A 14491-nucleotide genomic window follows, 5' to 3' on the forward strand; every position below is an offset into this window, starting at 1 on the left:
TTCCGGCGTGATTGAAGCACCGGTACCCGCCGGTCGAGGAGTGCGCCCCTTGTTCGTCGTTCGCGATCGCCACGGTGGATCACGAGCGGTTTCACCTCGAAGGAAATCACTTGAAAACGATGCTTCATACCAGCATTGCTTGCGCAATGCTCGGGGCAAGCTGTGTCTTCTGTTTGCCCGCCCAGGCCGCCCTGGGGCAGAACGTCGGCAGTATCGCTAACGATCAGGTGCTCATGCATGCCACGGCACATAGCGCGACTTCGCAGGCTGCGTACACGGTTCATCTGATTACGCTGCCCTCGGGCACGGTGGTGCGCGAGTATGTCGCGCCGGGCGGCACGGTGTTCGGCGTGGCATGGGAAGGGCCCACCTTGCCGGATCTGAAGACGACGCTGGGCGCCGCCTTCGATCAATACGTGGCCGCCACGGCGACGCGCCGCGCCACGCCGGTTGCCGTATCGAACAGCGATCTGGTGGTTGTCTCGGGCGGCCATTTGCGCGCCTTCGCGGGCCACGCGTATCTGCCGCAAGCGGTGCCGGCGGGCGTCGATGTCAGCGTCATTCAATAACGGAGCGATCATGCGTTCTTCAGATTCGTTCCTTAAGCTACTCGGCGCTGCCGTTCTCGCGTTGTTGCTCGCCGCCTGCGGCGGGGGCGGCGGAGGTGGGGGCAGCAGCAGTGCGACCACCAGCAACTCGAACGCGTCGACACCGACCCAGCCGGTCACCAATACGGTGACGTCTGCGCCGGTGCTGGCCGCCAATGCGGCAGCCGTGACGGTTGACTGGGGTGTAATCGGTGTGCCGAATATGCCTTTCGTCAGCGTCACCGTCTGTACGCCGGGTACGACGCAGTGTCAAACCATCGACCACGTGCTGGTCGATACCGGTTCGTGGGGCCTGCGCCTGTTCGCGTCGCAATTGCCTGCTTCCGTCGCGCTGCCGCAGCAGCAGGATGCCGCCGGCAATCAATTGGCCGAATGCATGCAGTTCTTCGATGGTTATACGTGGGGTTCGGTGCGGCTCGCCGACGTGCAGATCGGCGGCGAAAAAGCGGCCTCGCTGCCGATTCAGGTGATCGATCCGAACTACAGCGCAGTGCCGTCCGATTGCAGCAGCGTGGGCGCTTCGCGCAACACGCCCACCACGCTGGCTGCCAACGGCGTGCTTGGGATTGGCGTGTTCAAGCACGACTGCGGCGCCAACTGCGTGCAACAGGCTATCCCCGCGACTTATTACGGTTGCGCGGGGACCACTTGCACGTCGCTTGCGGTGGCTGAAAATCTGCAGGTGGCGAATCCGATTCCCTACTTCGCGACCGACAACAACGGCTCGATCCTGATGTTGCCGGCGGTAACGTCGAATAGCGAAGCGTCGGTGACCGGGCAACTGGTGTTCGGCATCGGCACGCAGAGCAATAATGGCTTGGGGAGCGCCCAGGTGATTGGCGTCAGTCCAAGCAACGGGACCTTTACGACAGTGGAAAACGGCACGACCTACACCAGGAGCATTGTGGACAGCGGTTCGACTGGCCTGTTCTTCCAGACCGGTGCGTTGCCCACTTGTGCCAGCCCGAGCAATTCGTATTATTGTCCGGCCTCGACCACGCAGTTGAGCGCGGTGATCGAAGGGGTGAATGGCATCAACAGTTCGGTGTCGTTCAACGTGGGCAATGCCACGTCGCTATCGCAGACCTACAGCGGCAATGCGGTAATGCCGCTGCTTGCCGGGCCGGCGTTCGTTACGTCGACCATTTTCGACTGGGGGTTGCCGTTCTTCTACGGCCGTAATGTGTATGCGGCGATCGAGCAGCAGGCGACACCGGGCGGCACCGGGCCGTATGTGGCGTATTGATCGCAGTGTTTGGAACAACGATGGAGCGGACAGCCCTCGTCAAGAGGGCTGTCCACCGCGAGACGCTTTAATGAGCGGGTCAATCACGCGTGCTACAAACTGCGGCGTAATCGAAGAGGTGCACTGGTACGCCATCGGTTTGCCTTCATAGCGCGGACACCAGTTGAAATTGTGCGAATCGGCCTCGAACTGCGTGTCGTTAAAGCAACTGTTGCAAACGTGAAAATTGATGATGCGCCAAGGTGTACGGAACTCGGTCTTGGGATGAGAAAAGCCGCTGATCATCGCGACCGGCGTGCCGACTGCCCATGCGAGCCATGAAAGTCCGCTGCCAAGGCCGACGAAGAACTCTGCATGCAGCAAGAGGCTCGCGCGCTCCTGCAATGGGAGGTTGCCGGTAAAGTCTTCCGCGCCGACAGGTATCGAATTGCGCGTGCCCGAGCGATCACAGTCCCGATCGCGGTCGATGCACAAAACGCGATAGCCCTGCTGCTTCAGATGCGCGACCAGGGTGGGCCAGCCCGCCGGATTGTTCCAATACTTGCGTTGGGCGCTGGCCTGAGCTGCGATGCAGACATAGGGCTCCTCGATCCTGCGGAGGGTATCGGCCACCACAACAGTGGGGCGACGCTCTACCGCAGGCACATTCAGGATATACGACGCCACATCCTGCAGATTGCTCACGCGCGGGTCGGTCGGCTGGTGGTCGCGCTCCGCATAGGGCGAGAAGAAACCGAGATAGTAAGTCGCGTAAAGCGTGCCGAGCGAAGCAGCGGGGACATCGCTCGTCACGAAGTGCAAGTCCGGATAGCCCGCCTTAAAAAGCTCATGCAGATACTCGGGCAGTTGCACATGGATCTCGCAGCGATGCTCGCGCCGAAACGCCTCGACGGCGGGTATCCATGCGAGGGAGTCCCCAAGCGCCGACTCGCCGGTGCGCACGAATACGCGCTGGCCTGCCGCGTCGAAACTATGGGTAAACACGATGCGCTCGCCATCGAACACGCACAGCATGAAGCGTACGAAGTACTTGCGCCGGCTTGCGACGATGACACCGGCTTCGAGCACTTCGTCGAGTACGGTATTGTGGGTGTCGAGGTCGACCATGACGACGCGCCAGCCGCTAACAGGGACCTGTACGCGGCAGCCGTAGTTGAAGTCGTAGAAAATGCCCTCGGGGCCACGCAACGCCGGTGTGCCGACATTCGCAAAAAACGCATCGTGAGGGCCGCGTTGCAGATTTGAAGAGAAAGGCGCGGTCATGGTGTTCGATCAACTTGGCGCCTTCTGGAGACGCATTCCATCTATCAGCATTCCTTGCCTGCTGAGCGTTGATCCAGCCTTAGGACTGTTGACCGAAACCAAGCAACGAATATCGAAGTCGGCGATTATGGCACGTAAGTCATCCTGAAAAAACCCGGAAAACCGGGCCTCATCTCTTACCCCGCACACCACTCCCGCCACACCTGCCGATACACCGCTTCGACATGACGAGCAAAGCGCGCCCGGTCCATCAGCGGCGACTGTTCCATGCGGGGCCGCAGGCCTTGCCGCATTTCCGCCAGATGCGGCCGGTTCGCAGCCAGTTCGACCGCGATACGCACAAACGCGTCGTCTGAATCCGCCGCCAGTTCGCTCATGCCCAGATTGACGAGCTGACTCAACCCGCCGCGTCCCACGGCCGTCTCGCCGACCCGCGTCACGACCGGCACGCCCATCCACAGCGAGTCGAGGCTCGTGGTGTGGCCGTTGTACGGAAACGTGTCGAGTCCAAGGTCGATCTCGTGATAGGTGCGCAGATAGTCGGCGCGCGGCTGGAATGGCACAAAGCCGATCCGCTGCATGTCGATGCCCTGGTGTTCGATCCGCAGCGCGAGAGTCTGGTGCGCGTTGCCTGCGGGCGCCATCAGCAGCAGGCGTGACTGCGGCACTTCGCGCAGCACAGCGCTCCACATAGCCAGTGTACGGTCGGTGAGCTTGCACGGATTGTTCAGGCATCCGAACGTAAAGCGGTCTGCCGTCAGCGCTGGTAATGCATTCACGGCGGGTTCGTCCGTCAACGGGTCATAGCACCAGAACGAGTCGGGCAAGCGTAGCGAGCGTTCGGTGTAGTGATTGTCGGGCGTGGTTGACGCAAGCGAACCGGACGGATCCGCCGGATCGACCGGGTCCAGGTGAGGATCGGTCAAGCGGTAGTCGATTGCCTCGATTCCAGTGGTGCCGGGGTAGGCGAGCCAGGCCATCTGCACCGGCGCCGGTTTGCGGGCGAACAGCAAGGGCCGGCCGTCGGCCATGTGCATTGCCAGATCGACGAGGATATCGATGCCATCTGCGCGAATCTGCTGCGCGAGGTGCTCGTCGTCGAGTTCGCGCACGTCGCGCCATACATCGGCATAACCGGCAAGACGCCGGGTCAGCTCGTCAGGCCGCTCGACGCTCGCGTAGCAGTAGATCTCAAACTGCGCGTGATCGTGATGCGAGAAAAACGGCACCGTGAAGAGTGACTGGCAATGATCGCGAAAGTCCGCCCCAACATAACCAATGCGCAGTCGCCGCGCGGCGCTACGGTCGTTCGTATGCGGCTGGCGGGCGGCGCGCAGCGGCGCTTCATGCTGCGCCGACCAGCGGCGGCATTCCTCCAGAACCGCTGCGCCATGCTCGGCCTGAAACGTCAGCGCGTAGGCGAGGTTGCTATGCGCGACCACGTTGCCCGGGTCGCACTCCACCGCGCGGCGATAGTGGTCGATGCCTTCATCGAGCACGCCACAGTCTTTCAGCACATTGCCGAGGTTGTTGTGCGAGGCCGAATGCGCCGGATCGATGCGCAGCGCCGCTTCGAACAGCGCCTCCGCATCGGTGGTGTGACGCAGGGTGCGCATCAGATTGCCCGCGTTGTTATACGCCGCCACAAAACCCGGCCGCGCGCGGATGGCGGCATTGAACGCCTCTGCGGCAGCTTTGTATTCGCCCAGTTCCTTGCTGACGTTGCCGAGGTTGTTGTGCGCATCCGCGTGTTGCGGGTCGAGTGCGATCGCGTTGCGGTATTGCGCTTGTGCATCGCGGCGCCGGCCGAGTGCGTGCAGCGCGTTGCCGAGGTTGTAGGCGGCTTCGGGGAAGTGCGGCTCCAGTTCGAGCGTGCGTGTAAGGAGCGCCGCGGCTTGCGCGAACTGGCGGCGCTCGCACAGGGCCACGCCGAGGTTGAGGAGGCACGTGGGCGAGTCAGGCGCGCTGCGCAGCGCCTCGCTCAGCCGTTCAATGGCGGCGTCGATTTGTCCTTGCGCCTGCAACAGCGTGCCGAGGTTCGTCAGTGCGCTGGCGTGGTCAGGTTGAATGGCGAGGGCGCGGCGGTAAGCGGCTTCGGCGAGCTCCGGCGTGCCGAGTTGACGATGGCAGTTACCCAGATTGTTCAAGGCGTCGACCTGCGCCGGGTCGAGCGCGGCTGCCGACTCAAAGGCCGCTGCGGCGGCCTGTGGATCGCCGCTCGACTGCAGCGCGCTGCCTAGCGCGAACCAGAGATCGGCCGAAGTGGCGTCGAAGGCGAGTAGTCGCCGGTAGGTTGCGACGGCATCAGCGAAGCGTCCCAGCGCCGACAGCACCTGGCCGCGCGCGAAATGGTAGCGGGTCTCCTGCGGCGCCAGTGCGAGCGCGCGGTCGAGCCACGTCAGTGCTTCATCGTAGGTCGCGCATTGCAGCCCGAGCACGCCGAGGCGAAACATCACGTCGGCATTGGCTGGTTCGTCGGCGAGGACGGTTTCGTAGAGCGTGCGTGCGCTTGCGAGGTCGCCGGCGAGATGGCGTTCTTTGGCCAACGCCAGACACTGGTCGGTCCGCATCGAGGTCTTGCCTTGTTCCAAAGGGGGCGATGGTGCGGAGCGCGCCGGCCGAGGCTGCGGCTGTCCGGTCGAACGAGCAGAATAGCCGCGGCCTCACTACCGATGTTTACCAATCATCACGAAAAATTACGACTCGGTAACGTTTGTCGAATCGACCGCAGGAGCGGATGGGGCCGCCGGCGTCGACACTGCGGTGGTATCGGGCGTGGGAGCCGGCGCTGGCTCCGGCGAACCATCGGGAGTGGGATTCGGCGTCGCAGTGAGGCTGGCATCGGCCCCGGGAACCAGCGCCGCAGCGGTCTCCGCTTGCGACATGGGTTGTGCCCCCGCTTGCCCCGCCGGTTGCGCTGCAATCACCTTATGCACCAGCCGCAGCTTCTCGATCACCAGCGGCGCGAGCGTGAACGGATAGCCGTCGGCCATCCCAAGACTGCGGTTCAGGCTGTTCAGCGCATAGGTCAGAGGAAACCAGCGCTTCATCAGGTTATCGAAGCTGGCGTCTTCCACCGGCGTCTGGTCAGTCAGCGTCGGCCCACCTGGGTCGCGCGGGATCAGCGCGACGCCGTAGGAAGTCGCGGTGTCGAGCACATCGACGATCAGCAGGTAATGCGCCCACGTTTCCGCCCAGTCCTCCCACGGGTGCATCGTCGCGTAGGCGCTGACATACGACTGCGTCCAGTCTGCCGGCGCGCCGTCGCGGTAGTAGGTTTCGAGCGCCTCGGCGTAGTCGACGCTCTCGTCGCCGAACAGCGCGCGAAAGGGCTCCAGCCAGGGCGTGCCGGCGACCAGGCGGTCGAAATAGTAATGCCCGGTCTCGTGCCGGAAATGCCCGAGCAGCGTCCGGTAGGGCTCGTGCATCGCGGTGCGGGTGCGCTCCCGGTAGGCGTCGTCGGCTTCCGCGATGTTCAGCGTAATCAAGCCGTTGTCGTGCCCGGTCAGGACCTTCCCGCCGTCCGGGTTCTCTTCGAGGAACTCGAATTCCAGCCCCGTCTGCGGATCGTCGTGGCGCGACGCCACCTTGATGCCCAAAGCGGTCAGCGTATAGAGCAGGCGCCGTTTGGCGACTTCGAGGCGGTACCAGTAGAGCCGGTTGTCCGGCGCTGCCAGGTTTGGAATGGTGCGCGTGAACTGGCAGGAGCGGCACAGCGTGTCGGGCTGGTCGGCCGGGATCATCCAGTTGCAGACGTTTTCGACGGCGTAGTTGTGGCATTGGCGATACAGCGCGCCGTTGGCCCGCGGATGCAGGCTGCGCCAGCGGCCGTCGCTCGCGTCTTCGAAGGCGCTCAGCTCGCCTAGTTCCGGCACATAGCCCAGCAACGCCTCGCAGCGTTCGCAGCGGACGTTTTCGTAGAACACGAGCTGCTCGCAGCGATTGCAGTTGAAGGTTCGCATGGCGTGGGCCTCAAACGGGAGCTGAAACAGGGCTGAGATGGCAGACTCAGGGGGCGCGACATCCACCGCAATCTTCATGCCGCATTTGCCAGACGTCACTGGTTTAACGCACATTACGTGCATGATGGGGCATGTGGACTGCGCCGCTTTGGTGCGTGCCTGTGTACACAGGGTTTGTTTTCCGGCCGCGAGGCCGGGCTCGGCAAGTTTTTCTACCAACGGCATGAAGCTTGCTTTTTGGCGGGCTGCCATCCTTCGCCCAGGAGTCCGGTGTGTCTATACGTGTCGCGTTGAACCATGTCACACATTATCGTTATGACCGCCTCGTCGGGCTGTCGCCGCAGGTCGTGCGGCTGCGGCCCGCGCCACATTGCCGTACCCCGATCGTGTCGTATTCGATGCGGGTCGAACCGGCAGAGCATTTCATCAACTGGCAGCAGGATGCCTTTGCCAACTACCAGGCGCGGCTGGTGTTTCCCGAGAAGACCCGCGAGTTCAAGATTACGGTGGACCTGGTGGCCGAAATGGCCGTCTATAACCCGTTCGACTTCTTTCTCGAACCGTCCGCCGAGAAATACCCGTTCGAGTATGCACCGGGCCTCGCCGCCGAGCTTGCACCTTATCTGGTCAAGCGCGAGCCGACGCCGCGCTTTGCCGAATTTGTAGCGAGTATCGACCGTTCGCCCAAGATAACGGCGGATTTTCTAGTCGAGCTGAACCAGCGCCTGCAGCGCGAGATCCGTTATCTGATCCGCATGGAACCCGGCGTGCAGACGCCCGAAGAGACGCTTACAACGGCCGCGGGCTCCTGCCGCGATTCAGGCTGGCTGCTGGTCGAGACGCTGCGCCAGTTGGGACTGGCGGCGCGCTTCGTGTCGGGTTATCTGCTGCAACTCGCGCCCGACACCAAGTCGCTCGACGGCCCGAGCGGCACCGAAGTCGACTTCACCGACCTGCACGCGTGGTGCGAGGTCTATCTGCCGGGCGCCGGCTGGATCGGCCTCGATCCGACTTCCGGCTTGCTGGCGGGCGAGGGGCATATCCCGGTCGCCTGCACGCCGGAACCGGGCAGCGCCGCGCCGATCTCGGGCGCGGTCGACGAGTCGGAAGTCGAGTTCGAACACACGATGTCGATCGAGCGGGTGCTGGAAACCCCGCGCGTCACCAAGCCGTACACCGAGGAAGTCTGGTCCGATGTGCTGCAGATGGGCGCTCACGTGGACCAGGAACTGGAGGCGATGGACGTGCGCCTGACGATGGGCGGCGAGCCGACCTTCGTCGCGGTGCGCGACCGCGACGCCGCCGAGTGGAACACCGACGCCCTCGGACCGACCAAGCGCAGCTATGCGGTCGCGCTGATGGACAAGCTGCGCTCGCGCTACGGCGCGAACGGCTTTTTGCACATCGGCCAGGGCAAGTGGTATCCGGGCGAGCAATTGCCGCGCTGGGCGCTCTCGCTGTACTGGCGTGCCGACGGCGAGCCGTGCTGGCAGGACCATACGCTGTTTGCCGACGAGCGTCAGCCGGGCAGCTATACCGCGGAAGATGCGCGGCGCTTCCTGACCCATCTGACCGGCAAGCTCGCGCTCGATACGCAGTTCATCAAGGCTGGCTACGAGGACACGTGGTACTACCTGTGGCGCGAGCGCCGCCTGCCGGTCAACGTCGATCCGTTCGATTCGCGCCTCGACGACGAGATGGAGCGGGTGCGCTTGCGGCGTGTCTACGATAGCGGCCTCGCCTCGGTGACGGGCTACGTGTTGCCGCTCTCGCGCGAACGCGACCTGCCGCTGGAGGGGCCGCGCTGGGTCACCGGGCCGTGGTACTTCCGCGGCGATCGCATGTATCTGATCCCCGGCGATTCGCCGATGGGCTACCGCTTGCCGCTCGATGCGCTGCCGTGGGTCTCGGAGACGGACTATCCGTACCAGCACGCACACGATCCGTTCGCCCCGCCTGCGCCGCTGCGTAGCGCGGCGCAGTTGCGCATGCAGTATGAAGGCAGCACAGGTGCCGCGGGTCATGGGGGCGATGCCACCGGCGCGGTGCATGGCGAGGGCGCGGGCGGCCCGGGCAGTGGCGGCGTGGCTGGTGCGGGCAGCGCGGCTGCACTGCGCGCCGGCAGCGGCCCCGGCGGCGCCGATGTCGACACAGCCTTGCTGCGCGTACCGGAGCGCGGCGAATCGGCTAGCTGGATCACCCGCACGGCGCTGTGTGTCGAAGCCCGCGACCCGGCCCGCGCAGCGGGTCCGAAGGTGGAAACCGAGAGTTTCGGCAGCGGCCGCAAGATGCTGCACGTCTTCATGCCGCCGCTCACCGAGCTCGACGACTATCTGGACTTGCTCGCTGCCGTCGAAGCCACCGCCGCCGAACTGGGCATGAAGATCGTCATTGAAGGCTACCCGCCGCCGCGCGATCAACGCCTGAAGATGCTGCAGGTGACGCCGGACCCGGGTGTGATCGAAGTCAACATCCATCCGGCCTCGAACTGGGAGCAACTGGTCGACCACACCGAGTACCTGTACCAGTCGGCCCATGAAACCTATCTGAGCACCGAGAAGTTCATGACCGACGGCCGCCACACCGGCACGGGCGGCGGCAATCACTTCGTGCTCGGCGGCGCGACCCCTGCGGACAGCCCGTTCCTGCGCCGCCCGGATCTGCTCGCGAGCCTCGTGGCGTACTGGCTCAACCATCCGTCGCTGTCGTACCTGTTCTCCGGGCTCTTTATCGGGCCGACGAGCCAGGCGCCGCGCGTCGACGAGGCGCGTAACGACCAGGTCTACGAGCTGGAGATCGCGTTCCGCGAACTGCAGCGGCAGATCGATCTGCTCGGCGGGCGCCACGGCGGCCAACTGCCGGCATGGATGATCGACCGGTCGCTGCGCAATATCCTGATCGACGTCACCGGCAATACGCACCGCGCCGAGTTCTGTATCGACAAGCTCTATTCGCCCGATGGCCCGACCGGCCGCCTCGGACTGCTGGAGCTGCGCGGCTTCGAAATGCCGCCGCACGCGCGCATGAGCCTCGTCCAGCAGTTGCTGCTGCGCGCGCTGGTGGCGCGCTTCTGGAAGACGCCGTACACCACGCGGCTCACGCGCTGGGGCACCGAACTGCACGACCGTTTCCTGCTGGGCACGTTTGTGGAGATGGATTTCGACGACGTGCTGGCCGACCTCGCCGAGGCCGGCTATGCCTTCGACCGCTCGTGGTTCGCGCCGCATTTCGAGTTCCGCTTCCCGCTGGTGGGCGAGACCACGACCAACGGTGTCACGCTGACCATCCGCAGTGCGCTCGAACCGTGGCACGTGATGGGCGAGGAGGGGGCGCCCGGCGGCACCGTGCGCTATGTGGATTCGTCGGTGGAGCGGCTCGAAGTGCGCGCGCTGGGGCTGAACGACAATCGCCATGTGATCACCGTCAACGGCGTGCCTTTGCCGCTGCAATCCACCGGCCGCGTCAGCGAGTTCGTGGCGGGGGTGAGGTTCCGGGCCTGGTCGCAACCGTCGGCGCTGCATCCGACGATTGGTGTGGACGCACCGCTCACTTTTGACCTTGTTGACACATGGACCGGCCGATCCGTCGGCGGATGCCAGTATCATGTGGCTCATCCGGGTGGGCGCAATTACCAGACCTTCCCGGTCAACGCGTACGAGGCCGAAAGCCGGCGGCGCGCGCGCTTCTTCACGATGGGTCACACGCCTGGACCGCTCGTGGCCGAAGCGCCGCAACGCAGTCTGGAATTCCCGTTCACGTTGGACTTACGCTACTGGTGACCTGAAGAACAATTAACCCGATACGACCTTGGCCTTTCAATCGACTTTTCCCTTTGAGGCAACCGCGGCTCACGCGGATGCGCTGTCGCTCCTGCGGGTGCTGCCGGTCCGCGACGGGCACTGGGACGAGTTGCTCGATTCGTCCGGGTCGTTGCGCGAACCGTGGCGGCAGTTTTTCGACCTGCTTGGCGAAGACGGCATAGCCAGGCTCGAGAACAACACCGCCTCGGTCGCGCAGCAGATCCGCGATAACGACATCAGCTACAACGTCTACGCGGACAAGGGCGAGCCGCGGCCGTGGGCGCTCGATCTGCTGCCGCTCCTGATCGACGAGGCCGAATGGGCCGAAATCGAGCAGGGCGTCATGCAGCGCGCGCAATTGCTCAACGCGGTGGTGGCCGACGTCTACGGCCCGCAGACGTTGTTGCAGCGCGGCCAGTTGCCACCGGCGCTGGTGTTCGGTCATCCCGGTTATCTGCGTTCGGTGCGCGGCTTCACGCCGCCGGGCGGTCAATATCTGCAGGTTGTCGCCGTCGATCTGGCACGCGCGCCCAACGGCGGCTGGACGGTCATGTCGCATCGCACCGAGGCGCCGTCGGGCCTCGGCTACGCGCTGGAGAACCGGCTGATCGTCTCGAGCCAGTTCGCCGAGCCGTTCCGCTCGCTGCACGTGAGCCGGCTCGCGCCTACCTACTCGCAACTGATCGCCACCCTGGTTCAGTCGGCCCGCGCCGCGATGCACGGAGATGCGGAGGACAGCTCGCCGCACATCGCGCTGCTCACGCCGGGGCCGTTCAGCGAAACCTATTTCGAGCATGTGTTTCTGGCGCGCTACCTGGGCGTGACGCTGGTCGAGGGCAAAGACCTCACGGTGCGCGACGACATGCTGTATCTGAAGACGCTTGCCGGTCTCGAACGGGTGCATGTGGTGTTGCGGCGGCTCGACGACGCGTTTTGCGATCCGGTCGAACTGCGCGCGGATTCGAGCATAGGCGTGCCGGGCCTGCTGCAGGTGATGCGTGCCGGCAACGTGATCGTCTCGAACGTGCCGGGTTCGGGCTTTGTCGAATCGCCGGCCTTGCATGGCTTTCTGCCGGGCATCGCGGAGGCGCTGCTGGGCGAAGACCTGTTGCTGCCGGGCGTGCCGACCTGGTGGTGCGGCGAGGAAGCGGCGCGCGAGCATGCCTTCGCGCGGCTCGACGAAGCCTTTCTGGTCCCGACCTGGCCCGCGGCGCAGCGCGACAGCGCGCCCGGGATGGCGCAGGGCGTGCAGCGGCTCGCGGCCTGGCGCAGCCGCGTCGAAGCGCTGCCCGATAACTTCACGATTCAGTTGCCGTTGCCGTATTCATGTGCGCCGCGCTATGAGGACGGCACGCTCGGGCGCCGGCCATCGGTGCTGCGCGTGTATGCGATTGCGGATTTCAACGGCGGCTGGCATGTGATGCCGGGCGGTTTCACGCGCCTTGCGGCGGAACGGCAGGCCACCGTCTCGATGCAGTTCGGCGGCAGCAGCGTCGATACCTGGGTGCTGTCGAGCCAGCCGATCTCGACCTTCACGCTGTTGCCCTCGCCGATGCAGCCCGCCGACCTCGCGCGCAAGCATCGCACGGTCTCGAGCCGCGCCGCCGAGAATCTGTTCTGGGCCGGCCGTTACAGCGAGCGCGCCGAGAACAACGTGCGGCTGCTGCGCCTGATTCTCGGTTCGCTGGAGAGCAACGACGCGGACGCGATGTTCGAGACATTGGTCGAACTGGCGTTGTACTGCGGGCTGGTTCAATACGGCGACGTGCGCAGCGACGATTCGCTGCAGGCCTTCGAGCGCACGCTAGTTGCGAATCTGCACGAGTCCAATGGCGCCGCCAGTGTCGGCCAGGTGCTGGGCGCGCAAGTACGGGCGAGCGGCGAGATTCGCGGCCGGCTCTCGAACGACCACTGGCGCACGATTCTCGCCGCGCGTAACGACTTCCGCGACGCGCTGCAGAAGTTGATGCCCGCTAGCGCCTCGTCTGCGAACGGCAATGGCGCCAATGGGGCAAATGGCGCGGCCGCTGCGGCGGGCAGCAGCCGGCATGACCGCTACGACCGGGTCACCTTGATGGACGCGCTCGAACACCTGGCGACACAGCTCTCGGCGATCAGTGGCGCGCAAGGCGACCGCATGACGCGCGACGAAGCGTGGCGCCTGCTGTTCGCGGGCCGCCATATCGAACGGGTCGCGGCGATGACCTCGATCCTGCGCGTGGTGGCCGACAAGGGGCAGCTTGCGACACCGGCAGGCTTCGACCTGCTGCTGCAGCTATTCGACAGCACCCTGACCTACCGCTCGCTCTACCCGGGGCGTCTTGAAGTGCCGGCGCTGCTCGACCTGCTGGTGGTCGAGCCGACCAATCCGCGCGGCCTGTACGGTGTCTATGAGCGTTTGTGCGGCAAGCTCGACGAGATCACGATTGCGGCCGGTGGCACGCGGCACCGCGCGTTTGTCGACCTGATGCCGCCGCCCGATACGCTGCCGTCGCTCGAACGGCTGTGCGAAACCGACGAACACGGCGCTTACACCGTACTGATCCAGGTGTGCGACGACCTGGGCGCGTTCGCCGCTGCCGCCGCCAATGAAATCAGCGCGCGCTACTTCAGCCACGCCAACACGCTTGCCTCGCAGGTTTCGTCATGAAGACCGCACAGACCATCCTGTCGGTTTCGCACCGCACCACGTATCGCTATTCGACCTTCGTCGAGACCGCCCAGCATCTTGCGACCATCCGGCCGCTGGTGTGCGCATGGCAGCGCGTGATTTCGCATGAGGAAACGATCGAACCGGCGCCGTCGTATCTGCATAGCAGGATCGATGCGTTCGGCAATGACGTGCTGTACTTTACGATCGACGCCCCGCACGAACGGCTGCAGATGGTCAGCGAGACCACCGTGCAGTTGACGCCGCGCTGGACCAGGCTCGATCCGGAAACCACGCCGGCATGGGAGGAGGTGGCCGAGGCGTTGCGCTTTCGCGTGGGCGGCGAGTTCCGGCCCGAGGTCGAATTCTGCTTTGCCTCGCCGAACATCACGCTGCGGCCGGCCTTGCGTGCCTATGCGCTGCCGAGCTTTACGCCGGGCACGCCGATCGCGGCCGGCGCGATTCATCTGATGCATCGCATCTATCGCGACTTCGACTACAAGCCTTCAGCGACGATGTTCGATACGCCGGCCGAACGCGCCTTCGAGTTGCGCAGCGGGGTGTGTCAGGACTTTGCCCAGGTGATGATCGGCTGCCTGCGCTCGTTGGGCTTGCCGGCACGCTATGTGAGCGGCTATCTGCGCAACGACCCGCCGCCGGGCCAGCCGCGCTTGATCGGCGCGGACGCTTCGCATGCGTGGGTTTCCGTGTATTGCCCCGGCAGCGGCTGGATCGACCTCGATCCGACCAATGACGTGCTTGCCGATATGGATCACGTGACACTCGCGATTGGCCGCGATTACAGCGATGTGTCGTTGCTGCGCGGGATGATTCTGGGTGGCGGTGCGCACCGCGTCGATGTTGGGGTGAGCGTGCTGGCGCTGTGAGCGGCGCCGCCTCACTGGACTCTCTTTCGTCAGATCTTACCGCTGCGCAAATCTGCGCAGCGCGTCCGGCTGTTC

The 14491-nt window shown here is 64.7% G+C and carries 8 protein-coding genes; 5 read left to right on the plus strand and 3 right to left on the minus strand.

Features of this window, described 5'->3' with window-relative positions:
• Positions 1-119: 119 nt before the first annotated feature.
• Together BLQ92_RS04630 and BLQ92_RS04635 are read left to right on the plus strand one after the other, a co-directional pair.
• A complete protein-coding gene (locus BLQ92_RS04630; protein ID WP_090682922.1) occupies positions 120-569 on the plus strand; it encodes a DUF2844 domain-containing protein in 450 nt (149 codons plus the stop codon).
• 10 nt (positions 570-579) lie between these two features.
• Positions 580-1854: a DUF3443 domain-containing protein gene (locus BLQ92_RS04635; RefSeq protein ID WP_090682142.1), complete on the plus strand. Its 1275-nt coding sequence runs from the start codon at positions 580-582 to the stop codon at positions 1852-1854.
• 39 nt (positions 1855-1893) lie between these two features.
• Here BLQ92_RS04635 and BLQ92_RS04640 read toward each other — a convergent pair whose 3' ends face one another.
• From BLQ92_RS04640 to BLQ92_RS04650, 3 genes are all read right to left on the minus strand, one after another.
• Positions 1894-3117: an autotransporter strand-loop-strand O-heptosyltransferase gene (locus tag BLQ92_RS04640; RefSeq protein ID WP_090682143.1), complete on the minus strand. Its 1224-nt coding sequence runs from the start codon at positions 3115-3117 to the stop codon at positions 1894-1896.
• Positions 3118-3293: 176 nt separating this feature from the next.
• A complete protein-coding gene (locus BLQ92_RS04645) occupies positions 3294-5687 on the minus strand; it encodes a tetratricopeptide repeat protein (protein ID WP_090682145.1) in 2394 nt (797 codons plus the stop codon).
• Positions 5688-5813: 126 nt separating this feature from the next.
• The gene (locus tag BLQ92_RS04650; RefSeq protein WP_090682924.1) at positions 5814-7079 is read right to left on the minus strand and encodes a zinc-binding metallopeptidase family protein; all 1266 of its coding nucleotides are present in this window, start codon (positions 7077-7079) and stop codon (positions 5814-5816) included.
• A gap of 272 nt (positions 7080-7351) precedes the next feature.
• On the opposite strand from BLQ92_RS04650, the gene BLQ92_RS04655 reads away from it, so the two are divergent.
• From BLQ92_RS04655 to BLQ92_RS04665, 3 genes are read left to right on the plus strand one after another with little or no spacing between them, the layout of a single operon-like run.
• The gene (locus BLQ92_RS04655) at positions 7352-10858 is read left to right on the plus strand and encodes a transglutaminase family protein (protein ID WP_090682147.1); all 3507 of its coding nucleotides are present in this window, start codon (positions 7352-7354) and stop codon (positions 10856-10858) included.
• A 28-nt stretch (positions 10859-10886) separates the two neighbouring features.
• Positions 10887-13529, plus strand: coding sequence for a circularly permuted type 2 ATP-grasp protein (locus BLQ92_RS04660; RefSeq protein WP_090682148.1), 2643 nt, complete (start codon positions 10887-10889; stop codon positions 13527-13529).
• Positions 13526-14416 carry a transglutaminase family protein gene (locus BLQ92_RS04665; protein WP_090682150.1) on the plus strand — a complete coding sequence of 297 codons (891 nt, stop codon included), beginning with the start codon at positions 13526-13528 and terminating at the stop codon, positions 14414-14416. Before BLQ92_RS04660 ends, BLQ92_RS04665 begins: the two co-directional genes overlap by 4 nt.
• Positions 14417-14491: the final 75 nt, after the last annotated feature.

The sequence above is a fragment of the Paraburkholderia phenazinium genome (assembly GCF_900100735.1).
GTDB lineage: Bacteria > Pseudomonadota > Gammaproteobacteria > Burkholderiales > Burkholderiaceae > Paraburkholderia > Paraburkholderia phenazinia.